Origin of the sequence: Streptomyces poriferorum (genome assembly GCF_019399235.1) — a bacterium.
GTDB lineage: Bacteria > Actinomycetota > Actinomycetes > Streptomycetales > Streptomycetaceae > Streptomyces > Streptomyces poriferorum.
The window spans coordinates 17,468-34,890 of sequence record NZ_JAELVH010000003.1; the positions used below are offsets into that span (position 1 = coordinate 17,468).

Here is a 17,423-nt window from a genome sequence, read left to right on the forward strand (position 1 = left end):
CCTGTCCCCACACGCGGGACGGCTGTTCAAATGACCGGGCACCGTCCCGCACCCTGGAGTCACCGTGCAGACCTCGACACCCCCCACGCTCCCCTGGTACCGCCAGGTCAGCCGCACCCAGTGGAAGTCGTTCTTCGCCGCCTGGATCGGCTACGTCCTCGACGGCTTCGACTTCGTGCTGATCACCCTCGTCCTGACCGAGATCAGTGACGAGTTCGGCCTGAGCACGGTGCAGGCGGCCAGCCTGATCTCCGGTGCGTTCATCACCCGCTGGCTGGGCGGCGCCGTGCTCGGCGCCATCGGCGACCGCTACGGCCGCAAGCTCTCCATGGTGCTCAGCATCCTGCTGTACTCGGTGGGCACCTTCGCCTGCGGGTTCGCATGGAACTACACCAGTCTGTTCGCCGCCCGGCTGGCCATCGGCATGGGCATGGCCGGTGAGTACAGCGCCAGCTCCACGTACGTCATGGAGAGCTGGCCCGCCGGCCTGCGCAACCGGGCCAGCGGCTTCCTGATCTCCGGCTTCTCGGTCGGCTCGGTGCTCGCCGCCCAGGTCTACAACTGGGTGGTCCCCTCGCTCGGCTGGCGCTGGATGTTCTATCTGGGCCTCATCCCGATCGCCATCGCGCTGTGGATGCGGCGCGCGCTGCCCGAGGCGGAGGAGTGGACGGAGTCCGTGGCGGACAAGGGCGCGAAGCCCAATCCGTTCCGGCCGCTGTTCCTGACCCGGGCCCGGGCCACCGCCAACACGGTCCTCGTCGTCGTCGCCACGGTCTCGCTGTTCCTCGTCTTCACCCCGGGCGGGGCCGGCCTGGTCCCCGTGCTCTCCGTGATCGCCGGTCTCTCGCTCGCCGCGTTCGCCGTGCAGCTCGGTGGGAAGCGCGGCTGGGTGCTGTACCTGTCGATGATCGTGACGCTGTTCTTCGCGTTCCTGTACTCCTGGCCGATCCAGGCCCTGCTGCCCACGTACCTGAAGACGGAACTGGGCTACACCACGGACCAGGTCACCGACGTGCTGTACTTCGCGGGCTTCGGCACCATGGTGGGCTGCTGGGTCGCGGGCTTCCTCGGCGACCGGCTCGGTACGAAGAAGGCGTACGCGCTGACGCTGCTGGCCTCGCTCGCCTTCGTCTATCCGGTCTTCGCGGTGCAGAACAACCTGATGCTGCTCGGCATCCTGCTCTTCCTGCTCCAGGCGACGAGCTTCGGCATCTCCGGGCTGCTCCCCCGGTACATCGGGGGTCACTTCCCGACCGCGAGCCGGGGCGCGGCGCTCGGCTTCACGTACAACGTCGGCGCCCTCGGCGGGGCGGTCGCCCCGGTCCTCGGGGCCCATCTCGCCTCCGGGATGGACCTGGGCCGGGCACTGGCGGTGCTGACGTTCGCGGGCACCGTGATCGTGGTGCTGCTGGTCGGCTTCGACGTACCGGCACGGCTGAACCGGCTGACGGACCCGGACGCAGAACGGGACCACCTGGCGGAAGTGGCGCCGACGGCGACCGCCGACGCGCGCGTGCCGGTGAACCGGTAGGCCGCGTGCCGGTGAACCGGTAGGCCGCAGGCCGGTGAACCGGTGAACCGGTAGGCAACGACGCCGACGACCGTGTCCCCCGTGGACCGTTAGGCCGCGGGCCGGTGGACCGGTAGGCGATGACACCGACGACCGTGCTCCCGTGGACCGGTGGGTAATTCGTTGGACGGCGGCGCCGGGACGGCCTAGCTTCCCCGGCGTGGACCTTCCCCGTGCCTTCACCATCCGCGAGAGCGGCCATCGCGTTCACAACCCGTTCACCGAGGAGGATCTGGCCACCCTGGGCCGGGCCCTGCGCCTGGCTCCGGGGACCCGGATCCTCGACCTCGCCTGCGGCAGCGGCGAGCTGCTCTGCACCTGGGCACGCGATCACGGCGTGACCGGGACCGGGGTCGACATCAGCACCGTCTTCCTGGCCGCCGCCGGGGCGCGGGCGGCCGAGCTGGGCGTGGCGGACCGGGTCGGCTTCGTGCACGGCGACGCGTCCGGCCATGTCGCGCCGGAACCCGTGGACCTGGCCGCGTGCGTCGGCGCCACCTGGATCGGCGGCGGCGTGGCCGGCACGGTCGGCCTGCTGGAGCGCTCGGTGCGGCCGGGCGGCCTGCTGCTGATCGGCGAGCCGTACTGGCGCCGGGAACCGCCGGACCTGAAGACCGTCGAGGCGTGTGGCGCGACGGCCCGGGACGACTTCCTCGCCCTGCCGGAACTGCTCGGACACTTCGGTGAGCTGGGCTGGGACGTGGTGGAGATGGTGCTCGCCGACCAGCAGGGCTGGGACCGGTACGTCGCGGCACAGTGGCTCAGCATCCGCCGCTGGCTCGACGAGAACCCCGACGACGAGCATGCCGGGGAGATGCGCGCGGAGCTGACCACGGGGCCGGTGAGCTACGTCCGGTACCAGCGCGAGTACCTGGGATGGGGCGTGTTCGCCCTGATGAAGCGCTGACCCCGGCGCGACGGACGGCTGCCCCGGGCCGGGGAAGGAATCGGCCCGGGGCGCCGGTGGATGATCAGCCGAACTCGGGAGCCGGAGCCGTGGCGTTGAGCGCCGTCACGATCGTCTCCTCCTCGTATGCGAAGTGGGACTCCAGCTGGTTCGCCAGCTGCTCCAGGTCGGTGCGCAGCCGCACGGGGTCGGATTCACCCGGTACGAAGCCGTCGACGAGCTGCTGGATGTCGTCCTGCAGCCGCGCCACTTCCTTGTGCTCCTCGCCGAGCTGCGCCAGCGCCGGGGCGAGTGCGGGAAACTGCCTGGCCAGCATCGGGAACATGGCCGTGTCCTCGCCGCCGTGATGCCTCTTCAGCGCCCCGCAGAAGCTGAGGCAGTGGGCGCGCATCTGCTGGGCGAGGTCCGGCCGCGTCCGCTCGACCGTGTCCGCGCCACCCTCGATGACCCGGTCCACCTGGGTGCGGAGCGTCCCGAGCTCCTCGCGCAGCCAGTCGTGCACCTCGACGATCCAGTCCCCCATGCCCTTGACCCGCTCCCCGCCGGGCTCGGGGCCGATCCGGTTCAGTACGACGACCGGGATCTCCCGGGTCGTCCGGGCTTGGTGGCCGGCATAGCCCGGTGCCTCGGTGATCACGCGGTCGAAGAGCTTGTCACGCTCCTGGGCCGGCGGGATGGCGGCGATCGCCCGATAGGTGTCGGTGCCCGTCTCGACCGTCACGATCGGGTTCCTGCGGATGTTGTGGTACCACGCGGGGTGCTTGTCGGCGCCGTTCGCAGACGCGACGACGATCCCTTTTCCGTCGAACTCGAGATAACCCAGGATGCTCTCCCGGCGCAGGCCGCTCCTGGCTCCGACAGTGGTCAGCACGGTCAATGTCCAGCCCTCGAACATTCCGCTCATCTTCCCGTTGTTCGCCCGGAACTCGGCGATGACCTGACGCTGGAACTCATTGACGTCGAAGCCGGCCCAGGTCTCGGGCCGGGCTTCCGGGGTCTCTGCCTTGTCCTCGCTCATGCACTGCCTTTCCGTGGCGTTCGATTGCGAAGGAGGGCCACGCCACCGGAAATCGACACAGAAATACCCCGCATGCTTACGCAGTGAAGATGGGCGCAGTAATCCCAGGACGGGATTGACGAGCTGCGAGAGACGGAACGTGCCGATCTCTGTAATGGCTGAGTAGCCGCTACCTCCATGCGTAGGCCCATACGGGGCTCAGCAGGAACGTAACACCGTCTCCGCGTACCGAGCAACGTCACCCGGGCGCGGGCAACGGCAACCGGGGTGCCGTGTACCGGGACCGGGCCGATCCCGGAACGCGGAGGCCCATAGGGCCCAGGTCCTCATTCCTCGTCGGCCCGTGATCGTCCGCAAGCCCGATGTCGCCTTCCGGGAGCGGGAGCCACCATGGGGTGGACCCCTTCCGAAGGAGCGCATCATGTCGTACCCGGACCACCTCGAGTACCCGGAGCCCCGCTATCTCGGCGACAGGGGCGAAGTGAACGCGGTCTTCCGACCGGCCGGCACTCCGCCGGACATCTCCTCGCCCGGCGGCGGCTCCACCCACTACCTGGCGACCAACGAGTCGACCGGCGGCGAGTTCGGCCTGTACAAGGTGGATCTGGCCGCACGGGCCGCCGGCGCCAGGACCCACTTCCACAAGGCGATGTCGGAGTCGTTCTACGTCCTGTCCGGCGAACTGGAGCTCTACAACGGCGAGGCGTGGGTCACCGGCCGTGCGGGCGACTTCCTGTACGTACCGGTCGGCGGGCTGCACGCCTTCAAGAACGTGACCGACGAGCCGATGTCCATGCTCCTGCTGTTCTCCCCGGGCGCCCCGCGCGAGGAGTACTTCGAGCAGGTCGCGGAGGTGTCGCAGCGCGGGGGCGAGGAGCTCAAGCGGTTCCGCGTCCGGCACGACAGCTACTTCACCGAGGACTTCGAGCCCGGGGCGGAGTAGGCCGTCGTGCCGCCGGCAGGTCCCGGACCTCTCAGACCGCGAGGCGCTCGAAGACGGCGGCGAGGCCCTGGCCGCCGCCGATGCACATGGTCTCCAGGCCGTAGCGGGCCTCGCGGCGGTGCAGTTCCCTGGTGAGGGTGGCGAGGATGCGGGCGCCGGTGGCGCCGACGGGATGGCCGAGCGAGACGCCCGAACCGTTGACGTTGATCCGTTCCTCGTGGTCCTTCTCGCCGAGGCCCAGTTCACGGGTGCAGGCCAGCACCTGGGCGGCGAAGGCCTCGTTGAGCTCGATCAGGTCGAGGTCGGCCAGCGTGAGTCCGGCGCGGGCGAGCGCGGTGCGGGTGGCCGGGACGGGGCCGATGCCCATGGTGGCGGCGGGCACGCCCGCGCGCGCGAACGAGACCAGCCGGACCAGCGGGGTGAGGCCCAGGCGCTCCGCGGTGGCCGCGCTCGTCACCAGGCAGGCCGCCGCCGCGTCGTTCTGGCCGCTGGCGTTGCCGGCGGTGACCGTGGCCTCCGGGTCGGACTTGCCCAGGATCGGGCGGAGCCCGGCGAGCTGTTCGGCGGTGGTGTCGGGGCGGGGGTGTTCGTCGGCGGTGACGACCGTCTCGCCCTTGCGCGTCTTCACGCTGACGGGGACGGTCTCCGCCTCGTACCGTCCCTCGGCCATGGCCCGGCCGGCGCGCTGCTGCGAGCGCAGGGCCAGCGCGTCCTGGTCGGCGCGGCTGATGCCGTACGCGCGGCGGAGGTTCTCCGCCGTCTCGATCATGCCGCCGGGCACGGGGTGGTTGACGCCGCCCGCGGTGACCCGGCCGCGCGCCAGCGAGTCGTGGAGCTGGAGGCCGGGGCCCTTGATGCCCCAGCGGCCGTCGTGCGTGTAGTACGGCGCGGCGCTCATCACGTCGACGCCCCCGGCGATCACCACGTCACTGAATCCGGCCCTGATCTGCATCGCCGCGTCGAGTACGGCCTGGAGACCGGAGCCGCAGCGGCGGTCGGTCTGGAGGCCGGTGACCGACTGCGGGAGCCCGGCGTCCAGAGCGGCGACCCGGCCGATGGCAGGGGCGTCGGAGGAGGGGTAGGCGTGTCCGAGGATCACCTCGTCGACCCGGTCGGGATCGATCCCCGTGCGGGCGACGACCTCGGCGATGACGCGGGCGGCGAGGGCGGCGGGCGTCTGCCCGGCGAACGCCCCGCCGAAGCGGCCGATGGGGGTACGCAGCGGTTCGCAGATCACGACATCGTTCGGGTCGGGCACAGCGGGGCCTTTCGGGAGCGGGACGGAAGAAGACAGAGGTCTGACCCGACCTTCGCACCCGCGACTGAGCCGGTCCAATATCCAGTTCCCCCTGATTCAAGACGCCGTGCGTCTCAATCGGCGGGGCGAGGGGTGGGCAGTGCTTCCTCCGCCACGGCGAGCACCGCGCGCAGGGCGGCCGAGGGGTTGTCGGCCCGCCAGGCCAGTGCCGCCTGCCGTCTGATCGGTGGTCCGGCGAGGGGCCGGTAGACGAGGCCGCTCTGCTGGATGTGCTGGACGGAGGTGACGGTGAGGGTCGCCCCGACGCCCGCGGCGACCAGAGCCAGGATCGTGTACGAGTCGGGGGCCTCCTGCACCACCCGCGGGTTGAACCCGGCGGCCTCACAGGCCCCGACCATGGCATCGCGCACGGTGGAGCCGGTGTTGGCGGGGAACGAGACGAACGGCTCCCCGGCCAGCACCTCCAGCGGAACACTCTCCCGGGCGGCGAGCGGGTGGTCGGAGGGCAGCGCGCACACCAGTTCCTCCTCGTCGATCACCCGGAAGGTCACGCCCGGCTGCGTCACCGGCAGCCGTACGAACCCCAGGTCGAGCGAGCCGTCGGCGACCCGGGCGAGCGCGACGTTGGCGTAGGTCTGGCCGGTCATCACGAGCTCGATCGCGGGGTGGGCCGCGCGTACCGCCCGGGTCAGCCGGGGCAGCGTCTCGTGGCTGGAGGCTCCCGCGAAGCCGATGCTGACCCGCCCGTACTCCCCGCGGCCGGCCGCTTTCGCGGCCTGTACGGCGGTGTCGAGGTCCTCGATCACGGTCCGCACCGGCTGGAGGAAGGACTCCCCCGCGCTGGTCAGCCGCACCGAGCGGGTGTTGCGCTCGAAGAGCTGGACGCCCAGTTCCTTCTCCAGCCGGCGGATCTGCTGGCTCAGCGGCGGCTGGGCCATCTGCAGCCGCTTCGCGGCCCGGCCGAAATGCAGTTCCTCGGCCACGGCGATGAACGCGAACAGATGGCGCAGTTCCATGCCCGTCCCTCCCCCGGCAGCCATTGATTACCCAGTCGTCTTGATCCGAGCTTAATTCGGTATTGGACACCGATCAATGACCGCTGACACCGTGGGGCGACGCGCGCGCCCGCACACGCAGAGGAGCACGGTGGCCCCGACGGACCGGACAGACAAGTCGATGTCGATGAAGGCGGCGATCGCCGCCTTCGTCCGTGACGGCGCCACCGTCTGCCTCGAAGGCTTCACCCATCTCATCCCGACCGCCGCGGGTCACGAGATCATCCGTCAGGGCCGCCGCGACCTCACCGTCGTACGGATGACCGCGGACATCGTCGTGGACCAGATGATCGCAGCGGGCTGTGTGACGCGGCTGGTCTCCTCGTTCGTGGGCAACTCCTCGGCGGGATCGCTCGGTGAGCTGCGCCGACGGGTGGAGAGCGCGGACCCGGCGCCCCTCGCCTTCGAGGAGTACAGCCACTACGGAATGATCTGCCGCTATCTCGCCGGCGCGCAGCGCCTGCCGTTCTACCCGCTGCGCTCCTACGGCGGCAGCGACCTCCCGTCCGTCAACAGCGACCTGCGCAAGGTCACTTCGCCGTATCCTGGCCCGGACGGCGGGCCCGAGCAGATCTACGTCGTACCGCCCGTCAACCCGGACGTGACGATCATCCACGCCCAGCGCGCCGACCGCCGGGGCAACACCCAGATATGGGGGCTCACGGGCGTCCAGGCCGAGGCGGTGTACGCGGCGGACAAGGCGATCGTCGTCGTGGAGGAGATCGTCGACGACGAGGTGATCCGCTCGGACCCCAACCGCACGCTCGTCCCCGCCCACGCCGTCGACGCGGTGGTCCGCTGCCCGCGCGGGGCGCACCCCTCGTTCGCACAGGGCTACTACGACCGGGACAACGCCTTCTACCGGGCCTGGTCGCACATCAGCAAGGACCCGCAGCGGCTCCAGGACTGGCTGGACGAGTGGGTGCGCGGCACCGCGGACCATGCGGAGTACGTCGACAGGCTCGGCGAGGAGTTCTGGGCGCGGCTCGCGGTGGGCGAGGCGCTCAGCGAGCCGGTCGACTACGGGCGCCGGCTGTGAGCGCCTCCGGAGGGACCGCAGCCACGGAGCACGGGAAGGAACGGCCCATGACCCACGCCGCGCCGGACGCCGTCACCTCGTCCGAACTGCTCTCCGTCGTCGCCTCCCGCGAACTGGCAGCGCGCCGCACCGTGTTCGCCGGAATCGGACTGCCGACCCTGGCCACCGAGCTGGCCCATCTGACGGTCGCCCCGGACATCGAGGTGGTGTACGAGTCCGGGGTCTGCGGCGCCCACCCCGCGCGGCTGCCGGAGACCATCGCCGACGCGGTCCTGATCACGGGGGCGGAGGCGGTGATCTCGATGCCGATGCTCTTCGGCTGCGTACTGCAGGGCGGCCATATCGACGTGGGGTTCCTCGGCGCGGCGCAGATCGACCGCTGGGGCAACCTCAACACCTCGGTGATCGGCGACTGGGACAGCCCGTCGGTCCGGCTGCCCGGCTCGGGCGGCGGTGTCGAGGTGATGGCCAACTCCCGCGAGGTCTTCGTGGTGATGCGCCGCCACCATCCGCGCTCCTTCCCGGCGGAGCTCGACTTCTGCACGACTCCGGGGCCCGACCGCGCGCTCGCCGAGGGCATCCGTCCCCTGGGCTCCGGCGTCACCCGGGTCATCACCGAACTGGGCATCATGGCGCGCGAGGGCGTGGGCGAGGAGCTGCGGCTCGTCGCCGTCCAGCCCGGGGTCACCGTGGAGCAGGTGCGGGCCGCGACCGGCTGGGAGCTGCGGGTCGCCGACACGGTCGACGAGGTGCCGCCCCCGACCGGGGCGGAGTTGCGGCTGCTGCGCGAGGATGTCGACCCGGACCGCGTGTACCTGCGCTGATCCGCAGCCGCCCGTCCGTCACCCGCCCCATCGAGAGGACCATGACCACCATGCGTATCAGGATCGTCGGCGCCGGAGCCATGGGCCGCGGCATCGCCCAGTGGGCGGCCGTCGCCGGACACACCGTGGAGCTGTGCGACGTGCGGACGGAGGCGGTGGCGGAGGCGGCCGGCTTCGTACGGTCCATGCTGGAGCGGGCCGTACAGAAGGGCCGGATGTCCGCCGAGGACGCGGCCGGCGCCCTGGGCCGGCTGGTCCCGCTGGACGACCCGTGGGCCGGTGGCCCGGACGTCGAGCTGGTCGTCGAGGCCGTGAGGGAGGACCTGGCCACCAAGGCGGAGGTCTTCGGCAGGCTGGAGCAGGCGCTGCCCTCGTCGGCCGTCTTCGCCACCAACACGTCCTCGCTGTCCGTGACCCGGATCGCCGCCGGGCTGAAGGACCCGACGCGTCTGGCCGGACTGCACTTCTTCAACCCGGTCCCGCTGATGCGGATCGTCGAGGTCGTGCCCGGCGCCGCGACCCGCCCCGGGATCCCGCCGCTGCTGACCGCGCTCGTCGAGAGCTGCGGGCACCGCGCCGTCACGGTCGCCGACACCCCCGGCTTCCTCGTCAACCACGCCGGGCGCGGGCTGGTGACGGAGGCGCTCGCGCTGCTGGAGGAGACGGTCGCCGACCCGGCGGGCATCGACCGCATCGCGCGGGACGTGCTGGGCCTGCGCATGGGCCCGTTCGAGCTGATGGACCTGACCGGACTCGATGTGACCGCCGCCGTGATCGACTCGATCTGGGACGGCTTCCGCCACGAGGACCGGCTCCGGCCCTCGTACCTGACCCCGAACCGGGTGGCGGCCGGGCTGCACGGGCGCAAGACGGGACGCGGCTGGTTCCCGTACGGCCCCGAGGCCGCCGGGCCCGCGCCGGAGGCTCCGGTCACCGGCGACCCGGACCGGCCGGTGTGCGTCGTCGCCGCGTCCGGCGCCGGGGATGCGGACGCCGCGAACGCGGTGGCACTCCGGGAGGCTCTGTCGGCGGCGGGCGCCACGGTGGTGACCGGCGCCGAAGTGCCTGCCGGGGCGCTGGTACTGGTTCCGGTCTGGGGCACCGCGGTCGCCTCGGCCGTGGCCGCTCACGGGCTGCCCGCGGGCCGCACCTTCGGTGTGGACCCGCTGCCGCCGGCCGGCCGCCGCCGGGTGCTGGCCGTGACTCCGGCCGCGGATGCCGTGGCGGCGCGGGACGCCCGCGCGGTGCTGGCGCGGACCGCGGACGGCGGCGAGCCGTTCGCGGTGTCGGTGGTCCGGGACACCGCGGGCTCGGTCGCGCAGCGGCTGCTCGCGTCGATCGTGTCGGTCTCGGCGTCCATCGCGGAACGCGCGCTGGCGACGCCGGGCGACATCGATCTGGCGGTGACGACCGGTCTCGGCTATCCGGTGGGCCCGCTGGCCTGGGGCGACCGGATCGGCGCGGCCAGGATGCTGGAGCTGCACCGGGCGCTGCACGCCACGACGGGCGACCCGCGCCACCGCCCGACCCGCTGGGTCACCGAACGCGCGGCGCTGGGCCTGGCGCTGACGGACCCGGGGACGTCACCGGCGGACTGCCTGGACAGCGGCCAGGAGAGCGCCGTGTGAGGGGGTCGTGCCGGGTGACATGACCGATTCGTTCAAGACCGAAGGCCGCTCCCCGGCCTACGGTCGGTTCATGACTCCACGACTCGACGCTCTCTCCATCACCACCGCGGATCTGGCCGCCTCGCTCGCCTTCTACCGCCGGCTCGGCCTCGGCATCCCCGCCGGCGCGGAATCCGCGCCCCATGTCGAAGTGACGCTCCCGGGCGGGCAAAGGCTCCTGTGGGACACCGAGGACGTCGTGCGCTCCTTCGACCCGGAGTGGTCGCGGCCGAACGGCGGCGAACGGCTCGGGCTCGCGTTCCTCTGCGACGACCCGGCGGAGGTCGACGCCGTCTACGCCGAGCTGACCGGTGCCGGATACCGCGGCCATCTGAAGCCGTGGGACGCGGAATGGGGACAGCGGTACGCGGTGGTCCTGGACCCGGACGGCTGCGCGGTGTCGCTGTTCGCCGCGGCCGCCTCCTGAGACGCGCCCCTGCACGAGATGTTCGGGGATGCCTGGGCACGGACGTCCGGCGAGCTCGGGGGCGAGCAGGCCTGGGGGATCCGGGCGAGAGGCCCTCAGGCCCGCGCGAAGTACTCGGTCAGGGTGGTGCCGCCCAGTTCGCGCATCTCCCGGGCGAGGTGTGCCTGGTCGGCGCAGCCCGCCAGGATCGCGGCCTCGGCGTACGGCGTCCCCGACCGGACGAGAGCCAGTGCCCGCTGCAGCCGCAGGACCCGGGCGAGCGTCTTGGGGCCGTAGCCGAAGGCGGCCAGCGAGCGGCGGTGGAGCTGACGGGCGCCGAGGCCGACCGTCCGCGCCGTCTGCGCGACGGTGCGGCCGCTGTCCAGCTGCGCGGCGACGGACCGCATCGCCGGGTCCGGCGGCCGGGTGTCCGCTGCCCGGCGCGCGGCGATGTCCTCCAGCGCGGCGGCCGGATCGGCGGCGCAGGCGACCCGCTCGGTGAGTTCCCGGACCAGGGCCGCCGGCCACAGGTCGGCCAGGTCGATGCGGCGGTCCCGCAGTTCGCACGCCTCCACGCCCAGCAGGGCGGGCGCCGTGCCGGGGGCGAAGCGGATGCCCGCGTAGCTGCCGCCGTCCGAGCCGGACGGGGCTTCCGCACGGGTGTCCGGGCCCGCGACGAGGAGTCTGCCGCCGATCCAGAGCAGGTCCATGCAGCCGTCGGGGAGCACCGCGTGGAACGATCCCCGCGGCACGGTCAGGGTCCAGACCTTCGCACCGTCCACCCGTGACACGCGCTCTTCGTAACGGTCGCCCATGGCACTAGTGTCGTCGACCGACGGAGAACGGGCGGAACGGGCATCCCGGGGGCAGCCATGGCGGCACTGATGGAGTTCACCACCGACAGCGGCGAGACGGTGACGGTCGAGGTCGACCGGCACGTTCCGGGTGCGCAGCTGGTCGCGCGCGACGGCCATGCGCTGGCCCGGGCGGAGCGCACCTTCGACGAGGCGCTCCAGGGCATCCGGTCGGCGGCCGAGTCCGCGCTCTCGGTGTTCAGGGACGGCATCCTGAAGCCGGACGGGGTGGAGCTCGAGTTCGGGGTGAAGATCACCGCCGAGGCCGGGGCGGTGATCGCGAAGAGCGCCCTGGAGGGCCATCTGACGGTCAAGCTGTCGTGGTCGCCGGGGTCGTCCGCCGAGGCTCCCCCAGCGTCCCCGCCCGCGCCGGCCGCCGGCTGACGGCTGCCGTACCGCGGTTCACTCGCCGTGCGGCTGCGGCTTGTCCCCGTCCTTCTCACGGCTCGGCTGCGTCTTGTCCGCTTCCTTCTCGCGGCTCGGCTGCAGCCGGGACTTCACGTCGTCCGGCGGCAGGAACCGCGACCAGCGCTCGGGGAACTCGGACGGCATGTACGGGCTGTCGCCGTCGTCCCCGTCCCCTTCGTCGTCCCAGTCCGCGTACCGGCTCTCCGCCTGGGTACGGGCCACGAACTCGGCCGCCTGGGCCGCGCGCACCCGGTCGTTGGCCGCACGGGCCGCCGCCGTCGCCACCGAGGGCCACACCCGGTCGATGGCCGCGTTGACCGCGGCGCCGACCAGCACCGCGAACGCGGAGATGCCGATCCACAGCAGGACCGCGATCGGGGCGGCCAGGGAGCCGTAGATCGTGGGCCCCTCGACCGTGCTGGTGAGGTAGATCCGCAGCAGGAAGCTGCCCAGCACCCACATCGCCAGCGCCATCAGGGCGCCCGGCATGTCCTCGATCCACGGCGAGCGGACGGGGACGGACACGTGGTAGAGCGTCGTCAGGAAGGCGATGGACAGCAATATCACCAGCGGCCAGTACAGGACGCTTATGACCTCGGTACCCCAGGGGATGAACTCCACGACCCGGTCGGGACCGACCACCAGCAGCGGCAGCACGACCGCGCCCAGCAGCAGCGCCACCACGTACAGCAGGAAGGCGAGCATCCGGGTCTTGACGATGCCGCGCTGGCCGTCGAGCCCGTACATGACGGTGATCGTGTCGATGAAAACGTTGACCGCGCGGGAACCGGACCAGAGCGCGATCGCGAAGCCGATCGAGATGACGTCGGGCCGGGCCCCGGTGGTGACGTCCGCCAGCAGCGGTTTGGCGAAGTCGTTCACGCCGCGCTCGGAGAGCACCGTATGGGCGGCGCTCAGGATGTTGCGCTCGATGGAGGCGACCGTCGCGGTGCTGGTCCACTCGTCGACGTACCCGAGCAGGCCGATCAGTCCGAGGAGCAGCGGGGGCAGGGACAGCAGGGTGAAGAACGCCGCCTCGGCGGCGAGTCCCAGAATGCGGTACTCCATGCACGAGTTGACGGTGTCCTTCAGCAACTGCCAGACCAGTTGCCGCTTGGACACGTTGCGGTAGAGCACTCTGGCCCGGTGGAGCCGGCCCGGCGGCCGCTCGGGTGTTTCATTTGCTGCCTGCACGTCCTTACCGTATCGGCATGGCAGCCACCACCCACACAGTGTCCAACCAGGCCCCTCCCCTCCTCGGCTACGACGTCTTCGGCGCGGACCGGGTACTGACCGAAGCCGTGGAACGGCACCTCCCGGCAGACCTGCTCGACGAAGCGCGCGGCCCTCTCGCCGAGCTCGGCCGGTCCGCCGGATCCGCCCGGACGGCGGAGTGGGGAGCACAGGCCAACGAGAATCCGCCGAGGCTGCGCACCCATGACCGCTACGGGAACCGCGTCGACGAGGTGGAGTTCCATCCGGCCTGGCACCGGCTGCTCGGCCACGCCGTCACCGCCGGTCTGACCGACGCCTGGGACCGGCCGGGCGGACATGTGCGCCGGACCGCCGGCTTCCTGGTGTGGACGCAGGCCGAGGCGGGTCACGGCTGCCCGCTCTCCATGACGCACGCGGCCGTGCCCGCGCTGCGGACCGATCCGGCGGTGGCGGCGGAGTGGGAGCCGCTGCTGACCTCGCGGGTGTACGAGGAGGAGCTGAGGCCGGCCGGCCAGAAGGCCGGGGCGCTCCTCGGGATGGGCATGACGGAGAAGCAGGGCGGCACGGACGTGCGGTCCAACACGACGCGCGCCGAGCCCCTGTCCGGTGCGGGCGAGTATCTGCTCACCGGGCACAAGTGGTTCTGTTCGGCTCCGATGTCCGACGGGTTCCTGGTGCTGGCGCAGGCCCCGGGCGGGCTGACGTGTTTCCTGCTGCCCCGGGTGCTGCCCGACGGCACGCGCAACGTGTTCGCGATCCAGCGGCTCAAGGACAAGCTGGGCAACCGGTCCAACGCCTCGGCCGAGGTCGAGTTCGACGGTACGTGGGTGCGCCGGATCGGTGAGGAGGGGCGCGGGGTGCGCACCATCATCGACATGGTGGCGGCGACCCGGCTGGACTGTGTGACCGGTTCGGCGGCGCTGATGCGCCAGGCGGTGGCGCAGGCGGTCCACCACACCACGTACCGCAGCGCGTTCGGCGGGCTGCTGGTCGACAAGCCGCTGATGCGCAACGTGCTGGCCGATCTGGCGCTGGAGTCGGAGGCCGCGACGGTGCTGGCGATGCGTCTCGCGGCGGCGTACGACGCCGGGACCGAGAGCGAGTCGGCGTTCCTGCGCATCGCGGTGCCGGCGGCGAAGTACTGGGTGACGAAGCGGTGCGCCCCGCTGGTGGCCGAGGCGCTGGAGTGCCTGGGCGGCAACGGCTACGTGGAGGAGTCGGGGATGCCCCGGCTGCTGCGCGAGGCGCCGCTGAACTCGATCTGGGAGGGCTCGGGGAACGTACAGGCGCTGGATGTGCTGCGTGCGCTGCAGCGTGAGCCGCTGGCGCTGAACGCGTTCCTCCAGGAGGTCGGGCGGGCGCGGGGCGCCGACCACCGGCTCGACCGGGCGATCAGGGACCTGCTCACCGAGCTCGCCGATCTGCAGGGGATCGAGGCGCGGGCCCGCCGGCTCGTGGAGCGGATGGCGCTGGTGCTGCAGGGTTCCCTGCTGGTGCGGTGGGCCCCGCCCGGGGTCGCCGACGCGTTCTGCGCGTCACGCCTGGGCGGGGAGTGGGGTTCGGCGTTCGGAACGCTGCCGCACACCCTGGACCTGGCGTCGGTCGTGGAGCGGGCCCGGCCCGTGGAGCGTTGACCGGGCGGGGCAGCAACAGGGGGTGGTGCTGCGCCGACACGGCACCACCCCCCATGCTGTACACACCGGACTTCGGGGCCGAAACCCCACCGTGCGGTGTACCGCCACTCTCGTACGGCCGGAGGGCCGTCGCCAGAGTTGCAGAGGGTTGCAACCATTGTGCGGAGTTGCGACACCGGGAACCGCGAGGCGGCAGGATGACCTCATGGCCCATGGCCCTTGGCACGGTCCTGGTACTGACGCTGGCACTGGCACCTAGGGGGATCCGACATGGAGACAAGTCCAGTCGACGTGATGCGCCCTGCTGCGCGGGACTCGGACCGGGCCACGCGCCTGCTCCACCGCGCCCGGGAGGCGCGGATGGCGGGCCAGAGGATGCCGGTCCAGCCGCGGGCCGAGATCGGGGCCTCCTGGGACCGGGTGCTGCGCAGCGGCATCGATCCGGAGCAGACCACGCAGAGCGTGCTGCTGGAGCTGGAGGAGATCGAGCACCGGCGCCGGAGTTCCGCGCTGGGCGAGATCATGCCGCTGCTCAGTGACGGCCTGGTGAGCATCGCCGACGCCTCGCAGCAGATCATGGTGGTCACCGATGTGGAGGGCCGGGTGCTGTGGCGCCAGGGCAACACGGGGATCCTGCGCCGGGCCGACGACATCTGTCTGGCCGAGGGCGCCGCCTGGTCGGAGGAGATCACCGGCACCAACGCGATCGGCACCGCGCTTGCCTCGCGCGCCCCGGTGCAGGTCCACTCCGCGGAGCACTTCGTCCGCAGCCTGCACGGGTGGACGTGCGCGGCCGCCCCGGTGCGCGATCCGCGCGACGGCCGGCTGATGGGGATCGTCGACATCAGCGGTCCGGCGAACACCTTCCATCCCACGACGCTCGCCCTGGTCGGGTCGGTGGCCCGGCTGGCCGAGAGCGAGGTCAGGACCCGGCACCTCCAGGCCATCGACCGGCTGCGTTCGGTGGCGGCGCCGATGCTGTGCCGACTGGGGGGCCGGGCGCTGGCGGTGGATGCGAACGGCTGGCTGGCCGCGGTCACCGGGATGCCGCCGGTGGACCGGCTGCCGCTGCCGAAGTCCGTGCAGCCGGGCCGGGTGTGGCTGCCCTCCCTCGGGATGTGCCGGGTGGAGCCGCTGCCGGGCGGATGGCTGGTGCAGGTGGCCGACGGTGCGATGGACACCCCGCCGCGCCGGGTCGTGCTGGATCTGAGCATGCCGGGCAGCCTGACGGTGAACGTGGTGAGCCCGGTGGGCACGTGGACGCAGCGGCTGTCCCCGCGCCACGCGGAGCTGCTGTACGCCCTGGCCCGGTGCCCCGAGGGGCGTACGGCGTCCGAACTGGCCGAGGACATCTTCGGCGATCCGACCAGGACGGTGACGGTCCGGGCCGAGATCTCCCGGCTGCGGCGCCATCTCGCGGAGGTGCTGGCCCACCGCCCGTACCGCTTCGGGGAGGGCGTCGAGGTGGAGGTGATCGGTCCGGAGAACCCGGGCGATCTGCTGCCCCGGTCGAAGGCGCCGGTGGTGGTGGCGGCCCGCGACGCCTCCTGAATCCCTGTTCCCGCAGGTCCGGGCTGCCTCGTCGGGGGTACCGGCTTGGGCCGGGGAGGCGGGGCATGGTTTTCTGGCAGTCATGAGCAACCCCGAGCGTCCGTCCGGCCCCGCCCTCGCCGAGGTGACCGTCTGGTCCCTGGAGCAGACCTCCCCCGATGATCTGCAGCCCTCGGCCGTACCCGGCCCGGACGTGCGGATCGTCCGGTCCGAGGTGCCGCTGCCCGAGTTCAGCCGCTTCCTCTATACGGCCGTCGGCGGCGACATCCAGTGGACAGACCGGCTGTCGATGACGTACGCCCAGTGGCAGGAGGTGCTGGACCGGCCGGGCGCGGAGACCTGGGTGGCGTACGTGGACGGGACGCCGGCCGGGTACGTGGAGCTGGACCCGCAGGACGACGGCGCGGTCGAGATCATGTACTTCGGGCTTCTCCCGGCCTTCCGGGGCCGCAGGATCGGCGGGCATCTGCTCTCGTACGGGGTCGCCCGTGCCTGGGACCTGGCGGAGCGGTGGCCGGAGCGGCCCGCGACGAAGCGCGTGTGGGTCCACACCTGTTCCAAGGACGGGCCGCACGCCATGGGCAACTACCTGCGCCGCGGCTTCAGGCTGTTCGACACCAGGACGGAGCTGGAGCCGGAGGTCGCCACCCCGGGGCCGTGGCCCGAGTCCGGCCGGACGCCGCTTCCGTAGGGACTCCCGCAGGAAACCCTCATCGGGGCGCTCGAAGGAAACGCTTGTAAGAAATGCACACGATTGTCCGGTATTCCGGCCGCCAGGCGCCCGTCATCCACGTGACGGGCGCCACATCGTCTCACCTGTCGGGACAGTCTCGTCCACATCATGGATAGTGGTGGACTGCCCGGAGACCCGCGTGACACGCTTCCGTCATGCCTGGAACTGGAATTGCCTTGGTGAGTCGACGCCACGTCGACCTCGGCCGCATGTCCAGCGCCATCTGTCCGGCGAGCTGAGAGTCCCAGCACCGCCGCGATCACCCTTTCTCTGCAAACCCTGCGCACCGCCGCGCCCAGACGCGAGTGTGCAGTTCAGAGCCGCCCTCCTGCAGTCCCGAA

Annotated in this window: 17 protein-coding genes; 12 read left to right on the forward strand and 5 right to left on the reverse strand. The window is 71.8% G+C overall.

The features are described from left to right. Nucleotides 1–64 precede the first annotated feature (64 nt). Entirely contained in the window at nucleotides 65–1,531 is a 1,467-nt protein-coding gene (locus tag JGS39_RS00915) for a sialate:H+ symport family MFS transporter (protein WP_219566609.1), read from the forward strand. 199 nt (nucleotides 1,532–1,730) lie between these two features. Further along, the gene (locus JGS39_RS00920) at nucleotides 1,731–2,477 is read left to right on the forward strand and encodes an SAM-dependent methyltransferase (protein ID WP_219566610.1); all 747 of its coding nucleotides are present in this window, start codon (nucleotides 1,731–1,733) and stop codon (nucleotides 2,475–2,477) included. Nucleotides 2,478–2,541: 64 nt separating this feature from the next. Here JGS39_RS00920 and JGS39_RS00925 read toward each other — a convergent pair whose 3' ends face one another. After that, nucleotides 2,542–3,495, reverse strand: coding sequence for a nitroreductase/quinone reductase family protein (locus JGS39_RS00925; RefSeq protein ID WP_219566611.1), 954 nt, complete (start codon nucleotides 3,493–3,495; stop codon nucleotides 2,542–2,544). Between the two features lie 421 nt (nucleotides 3,496–3,916). Here JGS39_RS00925 and JGS39_RS00930 point away from each other — a divergent pair, with 421 nt between their 5' ends. After that, the gene (locus JGS39_RS00930) at nucleotides 3,917–4,438 is read left to right on the forward strand and encodes a cupin domain-containing protein (RefSeq protein WP_219566612.1); all 522 of its coding nucleotides are present in this window, start codon (nucleotides 3,917–3,919) and stop codon (nucleotides 4,436–4,438) included. A gap of 31 nt (nucleotides 4,439–4,469) precedes the next feature. Here the strand turns inward: JGS39_RS00930 and JGS39_RS00935 are convergent, their stop codons facing one another. Both JGS39_RS00935 and JGS39_RS00940 read right to left on the reverse strand, forming a co-directional pair. Further along, the gene (locus JGS39_RS00935; protein ID WP_219566613.1) at nucleotides 4,470–5,696 is read right to left on the reverse strand and encodes an acetyl-CoA C-acetyltransferase; all 1,227 of its coding nucleotides are present in this window, start codon (nucleotides 5,694–5,696) and stop codon (nucleotides 4,470–4,472) included. Nucleotides 5,697–5,809: 113 nt separating this feature from the next. Further along, nucleotides 5,810–6,712, reverse strand: a complete 903-nt coding sequence (locus JGS39_RS00940; RefSeq protein ID WP_219566614.1) for a LysR family transcriptional regulator — start codon at nucleotides 6,710–6,712, stop codon at nucleotides 5,810–5,812. Between the two features lie 160 nt (nucleotides 6,713–6,872). Here JGS39_RS00940 and JGS39_RS00945 point away from each other — a divergent pair, with 160 nt between their 5' ends. The 4 genes from JGS39_RS00945 to JGS39_RS00960 are packed head-to-tail and all read left to right on the forward strand — an operon-like array spanning nucleotide 6,873 to nucleotide 10,708. Continuing rightward, entirely contained in the window at nucleotides 6,873–7,790 is a 918-nt protein-coding gene (locus tag JGS39_RS00945; protein ID WP_219566660.1) for a CoA transferase subunit A, read from the forward strand. A gap of 47 nt (nucleotides 7,791–7,837) precedes the next feature. After that, nucleotides 7,838–8,614 carry a CoA-transferase subunit beta gene (locus JGS39_RS00950; protein WP_219566615.1) on the forward strand — a complete coding sequence of 259 codons (777 nt, stop codon included), beginning with the start codon at nucleotides 7,838–7,840 and terminating at the stop codon, nucleotides 8,612–8,614. Between the two features lie 50 nt (nucleotides 8,615–8,664). After that, a complete protein-coding gene (locus tag JGS39_RS00955; protein ID WP_219566661.1) occupies nucleotides 8,665–10,242 on the forward strand; it encodes a 3-hydroxyacyl-CoA dehydrogenase in 1,578 nt (525 codons plus the stop codon). A 19-nt stretch (nucleotides 10,243–10,261) separates the two neighbouring features. Beyond that, the gene (locus tag JGS39_RS00960; RefSeq protein WP_219566616.1) at nucleotides 10,262–10,708 is read left to right on the forward strand and encodes a VOC family protein; all 447 of its coding nucleotides are present in this window, start codon (nucleotides 10,262–10,264) and stop codon (nucleotides 10,706–10,708) included. 95 nt (nucleotides 10,709–10,803) lie between these two features. Here JGS39_RS00960 and JGS39_RS00965 read toward each other — a convergent pair whose 3' ends face one another. Further along, nucleotides 10,804–11,502 (reverse strand): helix-turn-helix domain-containing protein, encoded by a 699-nt coding sequence (locus tag JGS39_RS00965; protein WP_219566617.1) that lies wholly within the window; start codon nucleotides 11,500–11,502, stop codon nucleotides 10,804–10,806. Nucleotides 11,503–11,559: 57 nt separating this feature from the next. Here JGS39_RS00965 and JGS39_RS00970 point away from each other — a divergent pair, with 57 nt between their 5' ends. Then, the gene (locus JGS39_RS00970) at nucleotides 11,560–11,925 is read left to right on the forward strand and encodes a CU044_2847 family protein (RefSeq protein WP_219566618.1); all 366 of its coding nucleotides are present in this window, start codon (nucleotides 11,560–11,562) and stop codon (nucleotides 11,923–11,925) included. Nucleotides 11,926–11,943: 18 nt separating this feature from the next. Here JGS39_RS00970 and JGS39_RS00975 read toward each other — a convergent pair whose 3' ends face one another. Further along, nucleotides 11,944–13,086, reverse strand: a complete 1,143-nt coding sequence (locus JGS39_RS00975; RefSeq protein WP_219566662.1) for a YihY/virulence factor BrkB family protein — start codon at nucleotides 13,084–13,086, stop codon at nucleotides 11,944–11,946. 74 nt (nucleotides 13,087–13,160) lie between these two features. Between JGS39_RS00975 and JGS39_RS00980 the strand changes: the two genes are divergently transcribed. From JGS39_RS00980 to JGS39_RS41795, 4 genes are all read left to right on the forward strand, one after another. Next, nucleotides 13,161–14,798, forward strand: coding sequence for an acyl-CoA dehydrogenase family protein (locus JGS39_RS00980; protein ID WP_219566619.1), 1,638 nt, complete (start codon nucleotides 13,161–13,163; stop codon nucleotides 14,796–14,798). Nucleotides 14,799–15,068: 270 nt separating this feature from the next. Next, a complete protein-coding gene (locus tag JGS39_RS00985) occupies nucleotides 15,069–16,349 on the forward strand; it encodes a GAF domain-containing protein (RefSeq protein WP_219566620.1) in 1,281 nt (426 codons plus the stop codon). A gap of 82 nt (nucleotides 16,350–16,431) precedes the next feature. Then, nucleotides 16,432–17,040: a GNAT family N-acetyltransferase gene (locus tag JGS39_RS00990; RefSeq protein WP_219566621.1), complete on the forward strand. Its 609-nt coding sequence runs from the start codon at nucleotides 16,432–16,434 to the stop codon at nucleotides 17,038–17,040. A 197-nt stretch (nucleotides 17,041–17,237) separates the two neighbouring features. Next, nucleotides 17,238–17,321: a putative leader peptide gene (locus JGS39_RS41795; protein WP_310739661.1), complete on the forward strand. Its 84-nt coding sequence runs from the start codon at nucleotides 17,238–17,240 to the stop codon at nucleotides 17,319–17,321. Nucleotides 17,322–17,423 lie beyond the last annotated feature (102 nt).